The organism is Methanoculleus sp. UBA374, assembly GCA_002508705.1.
Lineage (GTDB): Archaea > Halobacteriota > Methanomicrobia > Methanomicrobiales > Methanoculleaceae > Methanoculleus > Methanoculleus palmolei.
This window is the reverse complement of record DAYL01000007.1, coordinates 19528-36915: the sequence shown is the minus strand read 5'-3', so window position 1 is coordinate 36915 and position 17388 is coordinate 19528. Positions and strand designations below refer to the sequence as shown.

Genomic DNA, 17388 nt, shown 5'->3' with positions numbered 1-17388 from the left:
TACATGGACCATGCGGCGACGACGCCGACGCGGCCGGAGGTCGTCGAGGCGATGCTCCCCTACTTCACGGAGCGGTTCGGGAACCCTTCGTCGCTCTATGCTGTCGCCCGGGAGGCGAAGGAGGCGGTGGAAGAAGCGCGGGGCCGGGTGGCGGCGGCGATCGGCGCGAAGCCGGAGGAGGTCTTCTTCACCTCCGGGGGAACGGAGGCCGACAACTGGGCGTTCAAAGGCGTGGCGACTGCGAACCGGAAAAAGGGCGACCACATCATCACCTCCGCGATCGAGCACCACGCCGTCATCCACACCTGCCAGAGCCTCGAGAAGCAGGGCTGGCGGGTGACCTACCTCCCTGTCGACGAGTTCGGCCGGGTGGACCCGGGAGTCGTCGAGGAGGCGATCACCGACAAAACCGTCCTCATCTCGGTGATGACCGCAAATAACGAGATCGGGACGATCCAGCCGGTCCGGGCGATAGCGGAGATCGCGCACGACCACAGGGTCCCGTTCCACACCGACGCCGTCCAGGCGATCGGCGCCCTTCCGGTGAATGTGGAGGCTACAGGGGCCGACCTCCTCTCTCTCTCGGCGCACAAGTTCGGCGGCCCGAAGGGAACGGGAGCGCTCTATATCCGGAAGAAAACCCGGATCGGGACGTTCATGGACGGCGGCGCGCAGGAACGCGGCCACCGGGCCGGGACCGAGAACGTCCCCGGGATCGTCGGGCTCGGGCGGGCAATCGAACTTGCGACCGCAGATATTGAGGGGCACGCCGCTCGACTTCGCGCAATGCGGGACCGGCTGATCCGGGGGCTCCTGGATACGATCCCGGACACCCGGTTAAACGGCCACCCGGTCGAGAGACTCCCGAACAACGTGAACGTCGCGTTCCGCTACGTGGAGGGCGAGTCGATCCTGCTCTCGCTCGACGCGCTCGGTGTTGCCGCCTCGACGGGGAGCGCCTGCACCTCGGCGTCGCTTGAGCCCTCGCACGTCCTCACGGCCTGCGGCCTCCCCCCCGAGCAGGCGCACGGCTCGCTCCGGCTCACCCTCGGCTCCCGGAACACGGAGGACGACGTCGATTACGTCCTCTCGGTCCTTCCCGGGGTGATCGAGCGCCTCAGACAGATGTCGCCGCTCACCCCCAAACGAAACGAGTGATTGCGATGTACAGCAAACAAGTCATGGACCATTTCACGAACCCCCGGAACATGGGGGAGATCCCGGATGCGGACGGCGTCGGCGAGGTCGGAAACCCGGTCTGCGGCGACATCATGCGGATCACCCTCCGGATAGAAGGGGATCGGATCGTGGATGCAAAGTTCAAGACCTTCGGGTGCGCCGCCGCCATTGCATCGAGTTCGATGGTCACCGAACTCATCAAGGGCAAGACCCTCGACGAGGCATGGTCGGTCACCAACCGGGCGGTTGCCGAAGCGCTGGAGGGGCTGCCTCCCCAGAAACTCCACTGTTCGGTCCTCGCCGAAGAGGGAATCCATAAGGCGATCGACGACTACCGGACACGGCACGGGATGCCGCCGATGGGGGACGGATCGCAGCATGCTCCTTGAGCGGGAACGTGAGCGCTACGCCCGGCAGATCCTCCTCTTCGGCGATGAGGGGCAGGAGCGGCTGAAGAAGGCGAAGGTCTTCATCGCCGGTGCGGGGGGTCTCGGCTGCCCGATCGCCCTCTACCTCGCCGTCGCCGGTGTCGGGGAGATCCGCATCGCGGACCGGGACACCGTGGACCGGACCAACCTGAACCGGCAGGTCCTCCACCGGGAGAGCGACATCGGCGAACTGAAGGCCCGGTCCGCCGAAGCAAAACTCAGGGCAGCAAACCCGGATATCCGCATCAAGGCCTTTGCGGCGACCATTGATGAGGCGAACGTCCGGGACCTCGTGGGCGCCGCCGACCTGATCGTGGACGCGATGGACAATTTTCCGACCCGCTACCTCCTGAACCGGCAGGCGCTCCGGTCGGGCGTTCCCCTGCTGCACGGCGCCGTCCGGGGGTTCGACGGGCAGGCGACGACCATCATTCCGGGCCGGACGGCCTGCCTCGAGTGCATCTTCCCGGAGGCTCCGCCTGCCGAGGTCTTCCCGGTCGTCGGGGTGACGCCGGGGGTTATCGGCACGATCCAGGCAAACGAGGCGATCAAGTATCTCCTCGGCAGGGAGGACCTTCTTACGAACCGGCTCCTCGTCTGGGACGGCCTCGCGACGACGCTTGAGACGTATGCCGTAGAGCGGCGGCCGGACTGTCCCGCCTGCGGCGTGGGGTGTGATTATGAAGGTACAGGTGAAGGCATTCGCCCGGTTCCGTGAGGCTCTCGGGAGCGATCCGGTCGTGGAACTCCCCGAGGGATCGGCGATGACAGCGCTTCTCGCCGCGCTCCGGGACCGTGCCGGAGGCGAAGAAGGGCTCATGTTCGATGAGGCCGGAGCGCTCCGGACGCACGTGGTTCTGATGCAAAACGGAATACGGGTGAAGAGAGACGACCTCGATACGCTTGTCCTTGCGGACGGAGATGAGGTCGCCATCTTCCCGCCGGTGGCGGGCGGATAGGAGGCATAACGTATGATAAGTATTACCCGGGACGTCATCGACACAGGCGCGATGATTGAGGCGGCGAAGAGGCCGGGCATGGGAGCCCTGGTCACTTTCTGCGGCGTCGTCAGGGACGACGGCGGGGTTGAGCGGATGGAGCTGGAAGCCTATGAGGACGTCGCGGTCCGTGAACTGGAGGCGATCCGCGATACGGCGATGCGGGATTATGCAATCGAGTCGGTGGATATCGTCCACCGCGTGGGCTCTCTTTTGGTCGGCGAGACCATTCTCCTCGTCATCGTCGGAGCCGGGCACCGGAAAGAGGCGTTCGCTGCCAGCGAGTATATCATCGACCGGCTCAAGCAGACCGTCCCTATCTGGAAGAAGGAGTTTTACCGGGAGGGCGAACGATGGGTGCAGGGGGAGGCCCCCGGGCGATAGAACACCTCCGTCTTCCCGGCCTTCAACTCAGCCATTTTCCAACTTCAGGCGCAATTTCACAGGGGATGCGATATCGGACGCATCTCCCGTCTTTTTCGGAGGAGACGAGACGGTCGCGCATAAGGCGCTTCATGTGCCACGTGACCGTCGGCCCCGCCACTCCCAGGCTCCCGGCCAGTTCGTTTCGGGTTTGCGACGGGCGGCTGAGCAGCAATCTCAGGATCTCGTGCGGCACCTCCCGGTGCAGGTGAACCAGCAGCCGCTGCTGCAGCCCGGAGTAGGTGCCGTCGTTTTTGAAGAAGCAGGTCATGCCCTCCGATTCCACGAATACGATCATATGGCTTCTCTGGAGGACGCTCAGGTGGTAGCGGAGCGTACCCAGGCGTATCCCCGTCTCCCGGGCGATGGCGTGCAGGTGTATCCCCGGATGATCCCGGATGCAGGAGAAGATCCGGTCGCGGAGAGCGTTGTCGAGCAGGTCCTCGCGTTTCACCCGGCAGTACCCGAGGTATCCCCAGATCTTGAGCGACGCGAGGAGTTCGAGAGGCATGCAGGCGATCTGCATGAGGATGAGCCAGACGGGAAGTTCCCAGAACTCCACCTCCACCGGTTCGGCCATCTCCGCTCCTTCCGGCGGAGGGTTTTCGTAGCCGCCGGCCGCCTCATACGTCTTTGCCCCGGCGGGAGATGCGATGAGCAGGAGCAGGATCATGCTGAAAACAAGAACTTTGATTCCCTGCATAATCTTCTTCGCGTCCTTTACGTATACGTCTCAAATGAGAACTCGATCGTTCCGTTTCCCCGGGCGCAGGCGATCTCGTAGTACCAGGCTCCCGGTGTCAGCCCTTCGGACGAGGAGACATCGAGGAAGATCCGCCCGTCGCTTTCTCCGTCATCGCTGTCGGTATACGGGCCGAGACAGCCGTCCGGAGGATAGACGTACAGCATGAGGTCCCCGGCCGACGCGTCCCAGCGGATATCGATCCAGTGGTGCGTAACCCCTTCCCGAACCGGCGTCGAGAAGTAGCGCTTCTCATCGGGGGCAAGGGTATGCTTGCCGTGGTCTTCCCCGGAACGGCCGCTGTAGGTCTTCGTCAAACCGGTCGGTTCCTCCACCTTCCTGACGATAAAGAAATTTGCAGGTTTCTCCAGAACCACCACCTCCACCGACGGAAACGTCTGGAGGAAATTCACGCTCTGGATCTTGCCGCTGAGTGTATAATACGCCGGAGAAATGGTCTGGAGAACGTCCCCGCTGGCTTCGTCCTCCGGGACCTCTGCCCCGATGTCTTCGAGACGGATCGTTACGGCACTCTCCTCCGCCTCCATGATGGAGACGGCGCCGGCTTCTGGGTACGTCGCCGGCACGATATACCCGACGAACCCGAACGACCGGACCGGTTCGTCCGGGAGGGTGTACGCAAAGATGGGCGCGGCAAGACAGGCCAGCACGCAGAGCAGCGGGAGCACGCGCAGGTCCATACGTATTAGTGGAATGCTTGCAATGATAAGATCTCTGGCATGATCCTCTACACATGCGCCCGGCGGCCGTAAAATCGGTCGACAATATGATTCTATTCGCACAATCCTCAACGTGTCCCGGAAACGGTAGAAGATTGTGCGACAATCCCTATTCTCCTCGCCGTTGAACACCGTAGTGCCGGGTGCTTCGACCGATATGCGGATGTCCGAACGTCCGGCCGCAAAGTGCAACCGAGGAGACGGATATGATCCGGTTTGAACATCTGATGAAAGAATACAGCGGTCGTCGTGTCGTCGACGACCTGACCTTCCAGGTCCCGCAGGGTGAGATCTTCGGCCTGATCGGGCCGAACGGAGCGGGAAAGAGCACCACGATCCTCATGCTGGTCGGGCTGATCGAGCCGACCGGCGGGAGATGCCTCATCGACGGGGAAGACATCGTAACCGAGCCGATCCGGGTGAAGCACCGGATCGGCTACATGCCCGAGGATGTCGGGTTCTACGCCGATCTCACGGCCGCCCGAAACCTCGATTTCTTCGCGCAGCTCTACGGAATGAAGCCTGCAGAGCGAAAACAGCGGATAGAGGAACTGCTCGCGCTTGTCGGCCTCGACGGGGCGACGCAGCAGGTCGGGGCGTTCTCAAAGGGGATGCGGCAGAGGCTCGGGCTTGCCGGGGCCCTGCTGAACGATCCGGCCGTCCTCGTCCTGGACGAGCCGACGGCCAACCTTGATCCGCCCGGCGTCGCCGACTTCAGGCGTATCCTCCGCGATGCTGCGGCGGATGGCAGGACTATCCTCATCTCCTCTCACATCCTCCCCGAAGTAGACCAGATCTGCACCTCCGTCGGGGTCCTTGCCCGGGGGAGGCTCGTCGCCATGGGCACTCCCGGAGACCTCCTGCAGAAGCAGGAGGGAGGGACGGTCACGCTCTGCGTGGAGACCCGGGACCCCATGCCCGACCTGGCCGTTCCCGGGGTCCTGTGCGTATCCTACGATGCGCCCCGGAGAGAAGCGCTTGTTGTGGCGGAACGAGACCTCGGGGACGAGATAGCCGCATTCCTCGTCGGCCGCGGGGTCCGGCTTCTGCGGCTTGCTGAAAGGCAGCCGTCGCTTGAAAGCGTCGTTCTCCCCTACTACCGGGAGGTGTAAAGCATGAAATCCTGCGGGCTGATCCCGATCGCCGCAAAGGAGTTCACCGATCATCTCTGCAGTAAAAATTTCCTCCTGATCGCCGGGATCCTGGTCCTCATCTGCACGGTCGGGCTTATCGGGGGCCTCAGCGATTATCGGGAGGACCTGGACGAGTACAATGAGAGACTGAGCGTGGCCGGATCTGAAGAGGGGCCGGGCTTCATGTCGGAGAGGCCCTCGATACTCTCGATCTTCGTCTCCATCGGGGCCCAGATGAGTGTTCTCGGCGCCATCCTGGGCATTGCCCTCGGTTTCGACCTGATCACGAAGGAGAAAGAGAGTAAATCGTTGAAGCAGCTTCTCTCGCATCCGATCTACCGGGACGAGGTGATCAACGGAAAGGCTCTCGGGAGCGCCGCCGCCCTTCTCCTTCCGCTCGGCGCCGTGCTTGCGGTCGCCTTCGCTGCTCTCCTTATCTTCGGGATCGTCCCGGATCCAACGGAATTTTCGCTCATTCTGGTCTTCGGAGCGGTTACGGCCCTCATGATCCTGACCTACTTCAGTGTCGCCCTCCTGATGTCGACCGTCGCCAAAAACAGCGGGACCGCACTGATCTACAGCCTCATCGTCTTTGTCGCCTTCACGATGCTTGTGCCGGTTGCCACGAACGATGCGGTGATGGAGACCGTTATCGGCGAACCCCCGGAGTTACCCACGTCGGCCTACCTCCCCGATATACAATCTACCGGAGATGAGAAAATGGAGGTGGCGGTCCGCGCCATCGATACGGAGAGCGCGGAGTGGCAGCAGTTTCGGGAGGCCCGCCGCGAGTACGAGGAGCGGCGGGGCGCCGTGAACGATCTCCTGAGCCTCCTTTCTCCTTCGCTGAACTACGAGGCGATCCTCGGCATCTTCGGCCGGGTCTCCGCGAGTATGACCGTGACCACCGTAATGCAGAACGGCGGCGGCAGCGTCCTGATCGGCGATGCGGGCTCGGTGGACCCGGCATCCGGGGTTGCCGGGGTGGGCATGAATGTCCTTGCTCTGATCGCGTTCCCCGCGGTCTTCTTCGGACTTGCGTATTCACGCTTCATGCGCCTGGACATCAGGTAAGACGGGCGAGGACTCTCCGGTATACCCCCGAACTTTTTTCTGGTCGCACCTAGAAAGATCCGTTATGATGAACGACGACCTGAAGGCAGCCGTCCTTCGCCGGTGCCGGAGGATGGAGATCCCGCTCGTCGGGGTCGCGAGCACGGACCGGTGGGAGAGCCCGCCTTTTTTGCCCTGGATGCCGGAGGAGTTCTACCCGCAGTCGATCTTCCCGGAAGCGCGGTCGGTGATCGTCATCGGTCTTCCCGTCCACCTCCCGGTGCTCGAGACCTCCCCCTCGAACTACTACCACGAACTGTATAAGACCGTCAACACCCTCCTCGACCAGTACACCTACCGGCTCGCGTCCTTCCTCAATGACGAGGGCCATCCCTCGGTCTTCGTCCCCCGGGACGGCTACGAGAGCATTGAGGTGCTCCAGAAGAACCCGGTCGCCTTCTTCTCGCACCGCCATGCGGCTCTCCTCGCGGGGCTCGGGACCTTCGGCGTGAACAACACCCTCCTGACGCCGGAGTACGGTCCCCGGGTCCGGTTCGGGTCGGTCCTTACCGCCGCGGTCCTTCCGGCCGATCCCCTCTTCCCGGAGGACCTCTGCACCCGGTGCATGCGGTGTGTCCGCGCCTGCCCGGCGGGCGCGCTCGATGAGCGGGACTATCCCGAAGGCCTCACCGATAAAGCGGCCTGCACCGACAACAGCGCCCGGCTCGCCCGGCGCCACGTCTCCCCCTGCGGCATCTGCATCGGGGTCTGCCCGGTGGGAGAGGATCGACGGCACTACGGCCGGACGGCCGCCTCTCCCGGTGAGAGAGACCGGCGCCGCCGGGCCCGGGAGCACGTACAGAAATTCGGCGGGCTTTGACTTCCTTTGCGGGCCGGCCCGGGTTTTACTCCGGAAACCCCGGGCCTGGAAATCCCGCCGACCGAAAAAAAGGGTTACTCCTTCTTCATCCTGCCCATCAACTGGTTCATCATCTCCGGCGCCCGGTCCCGGAGGCCGAACCCGACGATGATGGCTATCGCCGCACCGATCCCGAGCGCAACGCCCCAGGCGAGCGGGACGACGAAGACATAGATGATCGAGAGGTCGAGCAGGAGCTGCTGAAGCGCAAGGATGACGACGACGAAGTAGAGAAACACTCGCAGGAATGTTGTGACCGCGCCGAAGAACTGGACATCCTGTCCCGCTCCAAAGTCCTGGAAGCGGTCCATGAGCCAGTCGATCAGGATGAACCCGCCGACGAGGATGATGATGAACGCAGCGATGTTCGGGATAAAGGCCACGATGGCCGCGACTGCCGCAGACAGGGCCTGGATCTGGAGAACGCTGACTGCCGCGAGGATCGCGATGAGGTAGATGAACCAGCGGACGATGAGGTCGAAGAGCCTGCTTATGTTCGTTGTGGACCGTTCAATCTGCTGACCGATCGATGTTTTCCGCAGAGCGTCGTCTACCCCGATCCGGTCGAGGACTTCGGCGACGACCCTTCCGAGGATACGCCCGAGAATCCAGCCGATGATGAGGATGACGATCGCTGCTAGGAGGTTGGGCAGAAACAGAATAACATTACGTGCCAGTTCTTCAACCGGCGCAAATGGCGCCAATGCTTGCGCCGTGAGGTCTCCAGTTGCCATAGTACACCACGGGGAAGGGATATGGCAGGTACTATATAAACTTTAATGTGCCTGCCGCTTCCCCGGACTGCAGGGGCTCCGGCAGCCGAACCCCTGCTGTTTTGGCAATGCGGACGGAATTCAGTCCACGATCCCGGTCGTCGCCGGGGTCGGGGCCCGGGTGCTCCCCGCATGGCGGTACATGATCGAGAGCACCGCCGGCAGGGCGATGATCGCGCCCACGAGCGAGAACCCGACGGTGATGACCGTCACGAGCCCGAAGTTGCTGATGATGTTGAAGGTCGAGACGGTGAGCGCCGCAAACCCGGAGATCGTCGCCACCCCGGATACCGTGATGGCCATCCCGATCTTCTGCACCGCATGCTGGATGGCGTCGAGGTAGCCTATGCCCTTCGCCAGTTCCTCCTCGCACCGCTCCATGATCACGATGGTGTATTCCGAGGCCACGCCGATGCTCATCGACCCGAGGACGGCGGTCAGCGGTGTGTAGTCGAGGCCGAGGAAGTACATGATCGCCCCGCACCAGCCTACGACGAAGGCGATCGGGATGAGCGGGGACGCGGCGCCGACTCTCCGATAGACGAGGATCAGGAAGGCGAGGATGAAGGCGAACCCGAGGATGGTCATGAACGTCTTGGACTCGGCGATCTCGTCCATGAGGGCGACGAACATCTCCGAGGTGCCGGTGATTTTCACCGTCACGCCGGCGGGAGGATCATTCCACGCTATGTCGCTCTGTATCCCCTCGATAAAGGACTTTTGAGCGTCCATCTCCATCGAGACCGTCGAAAACTCGAGCACCGCCTCCATGTTCCCGTTGAGGTAACTCTTCAGCGTCTCCTCCGGGACCCGGGCGAGGGCCGCATCGATCTCCGCACTCGTTTCGGGCAGGACTCCCCCGTTGTAGTCCCGGATCAGGGTGGCGATACTCGTCACCCCGGTCATCTTGTCGTTGTGCTCGAGTTCATACGTCCCGAACCGGTCGATCCAGGCGAGCGTCTCCGGGCTCCGGACGTTGTCCGCGGTCACGACGACCGGGATGGTGCTCGTCGATCCCATCGTCCGGGTGATCTTCTCCAGGTTCAGAAGGGTAGGCATATCGTCGGGAACGAAGGTCTTCTCGTCTGCGCTGATGGGGACTTTCTCGTCGAGGTAGTAACCGCCTACCGCAACCACGCCGAAGATCAGGAGAACGGGGAGCGGGTGTTTTGCGATGGTATAGGCCATCTTCCCGATGGCGTGCTCATACCGCTCAACGAACGACCGCTTCGATCCGGGAGTGGGGTTGGATATATCGGTCTTTGTCTTGGGTTGATAGTTCGTGAGGGTTCCAAAGACCGGGACGATGATGAGCGCCGCAATATAACAGGAGGCTACTCCTATGGCGCAGACCTGCCCGAAGTCGGCTACCATCGGCACCGGGGAGAAGAACATCGCGATGAACCCGAGCGCCGTCGCCGTCATCGCGATCAGGATCGACGGGCCCGATTTGACGATGGTGGTCCATACGGCCTCCGGGAGAGGGGAGTGCCGGCTCTCCTCGTCGAACCTGGCCTGGAACTGGATCGCGTAGTCGATCCCGATCCCGATGAGTACCGGGAACGCCCCGATCACCACCATGCTGACCGGGATACCTGAGAGACCCATGATCCCGAAGGTCAGGATGAGCCCGACGGCCACGACGCCGACGGGGAGGAGACGGTAGCGGACGTGGGAGAAGAGGAGCATCACCGCGATGGTCATGAAGATCATGGCCACGAGGATCAGCGTGCCCATCTCAGCCCCCATCGCGTCGCCCATCTCCTTCGAGAACGCCGGGTTTCCGGATACCGTGACCGAAAGGCCCGGCGGGGGTTCCGATATGCTGATGACGGTCTCGATATTCCCGAGGACCTGCTCCTGAACCTGCGTGGAGACGCCCGGCTCCAGGTTGATGACGCTGATCGTCATGAGGTCCGAGGGCAGCATCCGTTCGACGAGCTCCGGCGGGGCCTGCCCGATGATCCCGTCGATCTCTGCTTTGGACGACGGCAAAGTGCCGTCATTCGCCTGTTTCAGGAGATCAACGACGCCTGAGACCCCGGCGACGTAGCGTTCGTTCCTGAGGTCTTCCTGGAGGTCATCGATATATCTTAAGACGTCGGGGTTCCTGACGCTGTCCGCCTCGTAGATGAGCATGATCGCGTCGGAGCCGTAGGTATCCTTGTAGTGGGCGAGGAGCGCGCCGCGCGGGGTGGTCTTATCGATATAAGTATCGTCGCCGGTCTCCATCGAGACCATCGTGAGCCCGTAGAGCGCCAGGACGAAGACGGCCACGACGACCCCAAAGACGGCCCAGGTGTGGTTATTGATGGTGTTTGAAAGCCATTCGTATGGGTTTTTCATATATGATCCTCCGGCTTCTTTACCCCGTACTCACCGATGATCGCGAGTGTCACCGCGCGGGCGATCTCCGTATTGTTCCTGTCGGTGAGATCGATGCCGAACTCCTCGGCCGTGCGCCGGAGCTTTGCGGGGTTGAGGACCCGGTAATTCTGGTCGTGTTCCGGCCCGCTGAGTATCTCCGGCGCCGCCGTAAGAGCGTGCGAGAGCAGGGGCGCTACAGGTTCCCCATTCATGGCAAGCCGGTGGAGCAGGGCTACGGCCTGCCGGTAGCCTGCCGGCGGGAGGAATCCGGCCTCGATCCAGACCTGATCGGTCTCCTCAACGGGCGGTTCATTGCGGGATGTTTCTTTGTGCGCCGGGACAGTGCACGAAGGGCCATCGGGCCCCCCGCAGGACCCGGTGTTGCAGGCAGTTGTGCTGTTCACGTCTCTCCTCGCTGTAAGTGGCTGATATAATGGAGATAATGTCTCGATGGGACCGAATATGAACCTATTGCAACCCGGGGCGGGAGCTGTCGGCATTGAATAACGCGCCCGGGCCCGAAGTCTCTGCAATCGATTTTTTCTGTTCGTTCCCATACATCAGTAATGGGGAGCTCCGGGATTCAATATTTTCCCGTACATGTACGGTATTTATATGAGATACGGCGCCCCACGCAGAGTATGCGGAAGATGATCGTCGAGGTGTTCCCGAAGGACCCGTTGAAGGACCCGTTGATGATGATACCCACCGATTCCCGGGAGCTTCACCAGGCGGTGGAACAGTTCACGGAGAAGATCGAGTCCATAAACCTCACCGAGCTGATCAAAATGGACTTTGAACGGGGAGAGGTGACGGCGGTGGGAGAGATCACGATGAAAGCAGGATACACCTTCGCTGATATCGAGTTCCCGGGGCTTTTAGGGTCCATCGAGGTGCTCAAGGCCAACGGGAGGACTTACACCTGTTTTATACAGCTTGCCGTCTGCGACAAGTTCCTGCTGCAGAAGATGCGTGAGTTCGACCTTGCCGTCATCTGGATCGCCCCCATGCGCAAGTCCCGGGACCTGAGCGTCTACACCTGCATCGGCGATAATGCGAACCTGAATAAAGTTCTCCACCTTATGGCCACCTACGGAGAGGTCCGGAACGTCATCTTCGAAGAGGCCTCCTTCTCCGGGAACGATCCGCTCTCTCGCCTCACCGCGAGGCAGCGAGACCTGCTGATCGCAGCGAAACGGTACGGCTACTACGAGTACCCCCGCAGGATCTCCGGTCAGGAGCTGGCCGAAAAACTTGGGATCAGCAAAGCCACCGCAATCGAGCACCTGCGAAAGGCAGAGGTGCGGCTCATCTCCACGCTCCTCGCCGGTTACTGACGCGGGGTTGTTGTTCGCTCCCGGTAGAATATCCCTGTTTTCAGAGAAAGCGTTCGGGACGGGCCGCGGTTCGGGCGGCGACTCCGCCACGTCTGAGTCGGCCGCCGTTGCCACCGGAGACGTCCCCGGGCAGTTGATGATGAATCTCCCGGATTCTGGAAGGTGATATACCGGGGTATATCGGGTTCAGGTGGTATCGCTCGTTGCATGCTGTACTTATCCGTCCTTCCGGCAGAGCCTTCCTCGAAGGTGGGAATGTCCGGCCCGGTGTCCCGGCTTTTTCAGCGTGGAGCCGGTTTTCGGTATCTGGATCAGGCGCTGCCGCCCGGAGGACGGTCTTTCACGAGGAGAGAGTCTCTCGCTCGCTGATCTATCTCTCTCGCCGCAAGCCATAAGTTTGTTGCAACTAAACCTAGTTGCAATGACTGCCGAAATAGTCGCCGGTCTTCGGACTCTCGGAATGAACGAGTATGAAGCGAACGTCTACTCCACGCTTGTCGGACTGCAGAAAGCGACCGCTCGAAGCATCCACGAGATCAGCAGAGTCCCCCGGGGGCGGATTTACGAGATCTTAAACGACCTTGCACGGCGGGGGTTCATCGGTATTGAAGAGGGGTCTCCGGCCTCTTACTACGTGCTTGACATCGATGTCGTCTTTGATCGGCTCAAAAACGATTACATCAAGTCTCTTGACGAGACTCGCGAGGCATTAAAGCGTTTTTCGGTCAAACCGCGCCTTCCTCCGGATTCGTTCATCATCCTCCGGAGCGGCTGGGCGATCGAGAATCACATCTTCTCGCTCTTCCGGCGGGTGAAGAAGAGCATGGTGATCCTCTGCCATAACCCGGAGTTCCTCCGGAAGTACTATACGAGCATCAAGCCGCTCGAGCGGAAGATCGATCTCTACGTGGTTGTGCGGAGGAGAGAGGAGTGTGCTGATATCAACCTTCCGATCTACGAGGCAAAAGCAACCGTGAGCGATCTCCTGGAACCTCAGGTGGTGACGGACGAAGCAGCAGATGATGTCGTGCGGATGGATGAGTGCGCGATCTTTGTCGACAGCCGGGACTTCTTTACCATTATGACCGGGGGGTCCGGGCGGTATGCAGTGTTCGGCTCGAATATGCCGATCATCGGCTATCTGCAGAAGACGGTCGTCGAACGGCTTGAAGAGGAGTGAGGGGGCCGGGGCACCTGTCTGATGCCCAGTCGAAGCAGGAGAGTCCATCCCATTTGGTAGTGCTCTTGACCCCCGCGGTGACTACTCCATGCTCTGGAGCCAAGCTCCCTGCTCGATTTGCCCCGCGCGCAGGGCCATTACGTGATCTTCTACAGACGTTAATTACTTGAGTCGTTTCTACTCTCAGCAAAATGCGAAATTTGGTTTCTTTTTCGCAATGTAGACAAAAAGTTTTAGGGTCTTTCCTTTGATTATCGCCTCAGATCCCAGGGGGCGCGAGAAACGACTCCGTTTAAATGCGTCTAATGGCGATGTAATAAGTGCTGCTAAAAAAGCAAAGATTCACGATTTCATAATTGGATTGCCAAATGGTTATAGTGCATTTGTTGGTGAAGACGGTTTGGAACTTTCTGGAGGGGAAAGACAAAAGATCTCTCTCGCACGAGCTATCCTAAAGAATTCCCCCATAATTCTTCTAGATGAAGTTACAAGCCCGATAGACAGAGAGTCGCGGAAATCCATATATAATGTTCTCAGGGAGTTGTCATCGGAAAAAATAATCATCATTGTCACACACGATTACTCTGAAATAAGGGAAGGAGACTGGGTAGTTGATCTCAATAAAGTTACCATATCCACTCCGGCGGGTTCAGATCCGTTTTGTACGACCACTTGAATATCACAGGTGTCAGATTAAGCGCATCTATATATCGTGCTATCCTTGCGAAAGTTGTCTGGTTTATATAGAATCGATGCACTAGTGGTAAACCGGTGGGGGTGGTTGGGGGCAAGTCCATCACCCTTCTGATCTCTCTCGAATCGACTCTTACCGGCCCGCCGGGTTTGTGACCCTGCCTATGAAGAGGACCGTGCCGGAATCCTCCTCGACGATAAGAAAGACGAACGGGTGGTCTGCCTTAAAGACGGGCGTGGAATCCCCCACGGGCGCGCTCTTCAGGTCCATGACGACCCCGGTCGCCGCCGCTGCCTCGGTGCCTTCCTCGTTCACGTCGACGAATGCCTTATGGACGCCCTCGCTGACGAAGAGCATATTCGTGCCGTCCATCCCCGAGAAGTCGGCGGCACCACCGAACGCCGTCGGCATCCCCATCGCCGCAAGAACTCCCGGGAGGCTGTAGTCCGTCTCAAGCCTGAACTTCGGGAAGAAGACCTCGACCTCCTGAGAAACCAGCGACTCCCGCAGGTCCGTGAGCGCCTTGGCGTCGAGGCTCTCTTCCGCAGCCGTCAGGTTATCGTCTTTGGGGAGGAGGACGAGCATCGAGAGTTCGGTTCCGTTCCCATGCGCATACGGCATCTCAAGCACCTGGAAGGTGTCGGTCTCCGCGTACCCATAGATTGCATCTTCGTCAGTCCGCTGCATCATCGGAACCGTCACGGTTCGGTTCGGTGCAACCCTGAACTCTTCGTCTCTCGTCTCATTCACGTCGAACTGCTTGACCCAGGTACCTTTGAAGTAGATCGCGTTCGTGATCACGAGCCGGGTCATGGTGTCGATTGAACCCGCCGGGAGAAGGTCGCGGATTTTATCTTCAGTTTGCTCCTCCACCCACCGGTTGATCGTCTCCCGCGACGCCTCGGGGCTACCCTTGAAGTCGAGGTTCGTGACGTTTGCCCCATACCAGCGAGCGGCCGCGGTTGTGTACTCCGGGAGGAACGAATACGTCTCCTCCGCCCAGAGAGCGTTTGCCGTGCGGAGGGTGTAGTTCGCGTCTGCGCGGTTCAGAACGGCGTCGATCGCGGAGAACTCCTCTCTTCGGAGGGTGTCGTTCTCGGGGAGATGCAGCACCGAGCGGATCTCGTCGGCAGTCGTTCCGCGGGCGCCCTCGTAAGTGATTGCAAGGGCCGACGAGATGCTGTAGGGCGAGAAGAAGAGGTTCCTGCCCGCATACGCCGGGTCGTTTGCGAGCCGGTCGTAGAGGTCGAATGCAAATTGGTTGTTTCCTGCCGTCACATTGCCGGCGCTTTCCGCCGTCTCCTCCCCGGTGGGAGGGGCAGAGCCTGCGGACGTCGTCCCCGGCGTATCGGTGCATCCGGCGGCGATGCCGCCGAGCGCGACGAAAGATGCCAGAAGCAGGTAGATAATGTTTCTGTTCATAGAGTGCGGTATGGCGCCCCGGATAGTTATGCCTAGCGTTGACAACGAATTTTCGAAGCCTCGCTTCTGCCGGGCGGTCCGGCTCTCAGAGCGACATCCTTCCGGGGCGCCGTTCCTCAAGCGCCGCACGGTGTTCGGGCGTCCCGATCAACGCGTGCTCCGGAACCGCTCTCCCTTCGGCGTAGGCGAGGTAGAGGGCGCTGTTGATGAGTCCAATATGGGTGAATGCCTGGGGAAAATTGCCGAGAAATTCGTCCGTTTCCGGGTCGAACTGTTCGGGGTAGAGGCCTACATGGTTTGCGCGGTCCACCATCCGTTCAAAGAGCGACCGCGCCTCCCCGACCCGGCCCGAGAGCGCCAGAACATCGATGAGCCAGAAGGTGCAGAGCCCGAACGCTCCTTCCTCCCCCGGAAGGCCGTCGTCCGTCCGGTAGCGGTAGACAAGGCCGTTCTCCATCAGTTCGTCCATCGTCCTCTCGATCGTCCCGGCCACCCGCTCGTCGTCGGGCGGAAGGAACTCAAGCAGCGGGATGCGGAGGTTGGCCGCATCCAGATCCCGCGACCCATAGAACTGAACGAATGCGCCCCTCTCCGCATCGTAGCCCTGTTCAAGGACCTGCCTTCTGATCGCGGCGGCGTTTCGCGCCCACCGTTCCCCGTCCCCCAAAAGACCGTACTCGTCGGCGAGGTGGACCGCCCGGTCGAGCGCCGTCCAGAGCATCACCTTCGAGTAGACATAGTGGCGCCGCTCGCTCCTGACTTCCCAGATACCGTGGTCCGGCTCTCGCCAGAGGGTGCACGCCTCGTCGGCGATCCTGCCGAGAAACCCCTTCTCCTGCCCGGAGAGCCCGAACCCCCGTCGAGCGAGCTCGTAGGCGGTGTTGAGGAGTTCTCCGTAGATCTCGAGTTGCATCTGGGCGGCGGCATCGTTCCCGATCCTGACCGGGCTTGAACCCCGATAGCCCTCGAAATGAGGGAGTTCTTCCTCACGGAGGTCGGACCACCCGTGGATGCCATACATGATCCGGAGCTCCTGCTCCTCTCTTGCATACATCGCGGAGACCCGCTCCATCCAGTCAAGGAGGTCGACTGCTTCGGCTTTGTGCCCGAGAACGATGAGCGCCTGCGCCGTCATCGCCGAATCCCGGATCCAGGCAAAGCGGTAATCCCAGTTTCGCACTCCGCCGATATCCTCAGGGAGGGATGTCGTCGGTGCGGCGGCGATCGCCCCTGTCGCCGCATTCGTCAGTAGTTTGAGAACGAGTGTGGACCTGATGAGCAGCGGAAGCAGACTCCCCGCCCACTCCCCGGCGCGGACGGGCTCGCATCTGCGTGCCCACGTCCGCCACGCCTTCACCGTCCGGGCCTCCAGCATGCCGGCCCTCTCCGGTACGTAGGTCAGGTCTTCGGTCCCCCACCGGGCGATCAGGACGTGCCGTTCTCCTGCCCGCATCGGAAGGGTTGCCCTGAGGGTATGCCCGCCCTCCTCCTCGACCACCTCCGCCTCGGCGAGGCCGAAGAGCGTCATGTCGTCTCTCCCGTCCGTTGCAAACCAGCCGTCCGGAATCCGCGAGATCTGCGTCGTCCCCCGGGCGTACTCGAACCTGGGAGACCACTCCACCGTTGTCTCCACGCTTCCCCGAACGCACGTAAGGATGCGGTAGAGTTCGGGCGGGGCGAGCGATCCTGCACGTCCTTCGATATCCCCGAGGAGCGGCATCAGGTCGGTCACCACGAGCGTTCCCGTTGCATCGGAGAACTCCGTCTTTAAGACGTTGGTGTTCTCGACGTACCACTGCATGCCGCGCCCGGCTCCGGGAGTCGAGACCCGGAACCTGCCGCCCCGCCGGGTATCGAGCAGGGCGGCGAAGACGCTTGTCCGGTCGAGGTAGGGAAAACAGCACCAGTCGATCGAACCGTCCGTTCCGACAAGGGCGGCGGTGCGGAGGTTCCCGATGACCGCGTAATCGGCGATGGGTTTGTAACTTTCTTCCCGCATG

Annotated in this window: 18 protein-coding genes; 11 read left to right on the top strand and 7 right to left on the bottom strand. The window is 61.2% G+C overall.

The window, feature by feature from the left end; all coding sequences use genetic code 11:
• The 5 genes from nifS to BRA42_RS01870 form a co-directional block, all read left to right on the top strand.
• Positions 1-1158 (top strand): cysteine desulfurase NifS (gene nifS / locus BRA42_RS01890; RefSeq protein WP_342772066.1); only part of this gene is annotated, 1158 nt, incomplete at its 5' end.
• Between the two features lie 5 nt (positions 1159-1163).
• The gene (gene nifU, locus BRA42_RS01885; RefSeq protein WP_292408225.1) at positions 1164-1568 is read left to right on the top strand and encodes a Fe-S cluster assembly scaffold protein NifU; all 405 of its coding nucleotides are present in this window, start codon (positions 1164-1166) and stop codon (positions 1566-1568) included.
• Positions 1558-2325, top strand: a complete 768-nt coding sequence (locus BRA42_RS01880; protein ID WP_292408228.1) for a HesA/MoeB/ThiF family protein — start codon at positions 1558-1560, stop codon at positions 2323-2325. Before nifU ends, BRA42_RS01880 begins: the two co-directional genes overlap by 11 nt.
• Entirely contained in the window at positions 2288-2566 is a 279-nt protein-coding gene (locus BRA42_RS01875) for a ubiquitin-like small modifier protein 1 (RefSeq protein ID WP_292408232.1), read from the top strand. The genes BRA42_RS01880 and BRA42_RS01875 overlap by 38 nt, the downstream gene beginning before the upstream one ends.
• A 12-nt stretch (positions 2567-2578) precedes the next feature.
• A complete protein-coding gene (locus BRA42_RS01870) occupies positions 2579-2989 on the top strand; it encodes a molybdenum cofactor biosynthesis protein MoaE (protein ID WP_292408234.1) in 411 nt (136 codons plus the stop codon).
• A gap of 22 nt (positions 2990-3011) precedes the next feature.
• Here BRA42_RS01870 and BRA42_RS01865 read toward each other — a convergent pair whose 3' ends face one another.
• Positions 3012-3701 carry a winged helix-turn-helix transcriptional regulator gene (locus BRA42_RS01865; protein ID WP_292408237.1) on the bottom strand — a complete coding sequence of 230 codons (690 nt, stop codon included), beginning with the start codon at positions 3699-3701 and terminating at the stop codon, positions 3012-3014.
• A 47-nt stretch (positions 3702-3748) separates the two neighbouring features.
• Positions 3749-4471, bottom strand: coding sequence for a hypothetical protein (locus BRA42_RS01860; RefSeq protein WP_292408238.1), 723 nt, complete (start codon positions 4469-4471; stop codon positions 3749-3751).
• Between the two features lie 245 nt (positions 4472-4716).
• On the opposite strand from BRA42_RS01860, the gene BRA42_RS01855 reads away from it, so the two are divergent.
• The 3 genes from BRA42_RS01855 (at position 4717) to BRA42_RS01845 (ending at position 7576) form a co-directional block, all read left to right on the top strand.
• Positions 4717-5622, top strand: a complete 906-nt coding sequence (locus BRA42_RS01855; RefSeq protein ID WP_342770471.1) for an ABC transporter ATP-binding protein — start codon at positions 4717-4719, stop codon at positions 5620-5622.
• Positions 5623-5625: 3 nt separating this feature from the next.
• Positions 5626-6717 carry an ABC transporter permease gene (locus tag BRA42_RS01850; RefSeq protein ID WP_342771323.1) on the top strand — a complete coding sequence of 364 codons (1092 nt, stop codon included), beginning with the start codon at positions 5626-5628 and terminating at the stop codon, positions 6715-6717.
• A 67-nt stretch (positions 6718-6784) separates the two neighbouring features.
• A complete protein-coding gene (locus tag BRA42_RS01845) occupies positions 6785-7576 on the top strand; it encodes a 4Fe-4S binding protein (RefSeq protein WP_394339240.1) in 792 nt (263 codons plus the stop codon).
• A 74-nt stretch (positions 7577-7650) separates the two neighbouring features.
• On the opposite strand, the gene BRA42_RS01840 is transcribed toward BRA42_RS01845, so the two are convergent.
• The 3 genes from BRA42_RS01840 to BRA42_RS01830 form a co-directional block, all read right to left on the bottom strand.
• Positions 7651-8349 (bottom strand): mechanosensitive ion channel family protein, encoded by a 699-nt coding sequence (locus BRA42_RS01840; RefSeq protein ID WP_342771325.1) that lies wholly within the window; start codon positions 8347-8349, stop codon positions 7651-7653.
• A 120-nt stretch (positions 8350-8469) separates the two neighbouring features.
• Positions 8470-10734: an efflux RND transporter permease subunit gene (locus BRA42_RS01835; protein ID WP_292410783.1), complete on the bottom strand. Its 2265-nt coding sequence runs from the start codon at positions 10732-10734 to the stop codon at positions 8470-8472.
• The gene (locus BRA42_RS01830) at positions 10731-11159 is read right to left on the bottom strand and encodes a hypothetical protein (protein WP_292410784.1); all 429 of its coding nucleotides are present in this window, start codon (positions 11157-11159) and stop codon (positions 10731-10733) included. The genes BRA42_RS01835 and BRA42_RS01830 overlap by 4 nt, the downstream gene beginning before the upstream one ends.
• 237 nt (positions 11160-11396) lie before the next feature.
• Here BRA42_RS01830 and BRA42_RS01825 point away from each other — a divergent pair, with 237 nt between their 5' ends.
• The 3 genes from BRA42_RS01825 (at position 11397) to BRA42_RS01815 (ending at position 13948) form a co-directional block, all read left to right on the top strand.
• Positions 11397-12092 carry a helix-turn-helix domain-containing protein gene (locus BRA42_RS01825; RefSeq protein WP_292410785.1) on the top strand — a complete coding sequence of 232 codons (696 nt, stop codon included), beginning with the start codon at positions 11397-11399 and terminating at the stop codon, positions 12090-12092.
• Positions 12093-12513: 421 nt separating this feature from the next.
• Positions 12514-13272 (top strand): TrmB family transcriptional regulator, encoded by a 759-nt coding sequence (locus BRA42_RS01820; RefSeq protein ID WP_292410786.1) that lies wholly within the window; start codon positions 12514-12516, stop codon positions 13270-13272.
• Between the two features lie 247 nt (positions 13273-13519).
• Positions 13520-13948, top strand: a complete 429-nt coding sequence (locus BRA42_RS01815; RefSeq protein WP_292410787.1) for an ATP-binding cassette domain-containing protein — start codon at positions 13520-13522, stop codon at positions 13946-13948.
• Positions 13949-14098: 150 nt separating this feature from the next.
• Here the strand turns inward: BRA42_RS01815 and BRA42_RS01810 are convergent, their stop codons facing one another.
• Together BRA42_RS01810 and BRA42_RS01805 are read right to left on the bottom strand one after the other, a co-directional pair.
• Positions 14099-15388, bottom strand: a complete 1290-nt coding sequence (locus tag BRA42_RS01810; protein WP_342770418.1) for a serpin family protein — start codon at positions 15386-15388, stop codon at positions 14099-14101.
• An 85-nt stretch (positions 15389-15473) separates the two neighbouring features.
• Entirely contained in the window at positions 15474-17387 is a 1914-nt protein-coding gene (locus tag BRA42_RS01805) for a glycoside hydrolase family 15 protein (RefSeq protein ID WP_342770417.1), read from the bottom strand.
• Position 17388: the final 1 nt, after the last annotated feature.

Bases quoted from the DNA above. Each gene is read 5' to 3' on its own strand.
- BRA42_RS01850 (WP_342771323.1), top strand. From the start codon at position 5,626: ATGAAATCCTGCGGGCTGATCCCGATCGCCGCAAAGGAGTTCACCGAT.
- BRA42_RS01835 (WP_292410783.1), bottom strand. From the start codon at position 10,734: ATGAAAAACCCATACGAATGGCTTTCAAACACCATCAATAACCACACC.
- BRA42_RS01880 (WP_292408228.1), top strand. From the start codon at position 1,558: ATGCTCCTTGAGCGGGAACGTGAGCGCTACGCCCGGCAGATCCTCCTC.
- BRA42_RS01865 (WP_292408237.1), bottom strand. From the start codon at position 3,701: ATGATCCTGCTCCTGCTCATCGCATCTCCCGCCGGGGCAAAGACGTAT.
- BRA42_RS01860 (WP_292408238.1), bottom strand. From the start codon at position 4,471: ATGGACCTGCGCGTGCTCCCGCTGCTCTGCGTGCTGGCCTGTCTTGCC.
- BRA42_RS01825 (WP_292410785.1), top strand. From the start codon at position 11,397: ATGCGGAAGATGATCGTCGAGGTGTTCCCGAAGGACCCGTTGAAGGAC.
- BRA42_RS01845 (WP_394339240.1), top strand. From the start codon at position 6,785: ATGAACGACGACCTGAAGGCAGCCGTCCTTCGCCGGTGCCGGAGGATG.
- BRA42_RS01810 (WP_342770418.1), bottom strand. From the start codon at position 15,388: ATGAACAGAAACATTATCTACCTGCTTCTGGCATCTTTCGTCGCGCTC.
- nifU (WP_292408225.1), top strand. From the start codon at position 1,164: ATGTACAGCAAACAAGTCATGGACCATTTCACGAACCCCCGGAACATG.
- BRA42_RS01820 (WP_292410786.1), top strand. From the start codon at position 12,514: ATGACTGCCGAAATAGTCGCCGGTCTTCGGACTCTCGGAATGAACGAG.
- BRA42_RS01855 (WP_342770471.1), top strand. From the start codon at position 4,717: ATGATCCGGTTTGAACATCTGATGAAAGAATACAGCGGTCGTCGTGTC.
- BRA42_RS01870 (WP_292408234.1), top strand. From the start codon at position 2,579: ATGATAAGTATTACCCGGGACGTCATCGACACAGGCGCGATGATTGAG.
- BRA42_RS01840 (WP_342771325.1), bottom strand. From the start codon at position 8,349: ATGGCAACTGGAGACCTCACGGCGCAAGCATTGGCGCCATTTGCGCCG.
- BRA42_RS01875 (WP_292408232.1), top strand. From the start codon at position 2,288: ATGAAGGTACAGGTGAAGGCATTCGCCCGGTTCCGTGAGGCTCTCGGG.
- BRA42_RS01805 (WP_342770417.1), bottom strand. From the start codon at position 17,387: ATGCGGGAAGAAAGTTACAAACCCATCGCCGATTACGCGGTCATCGGG.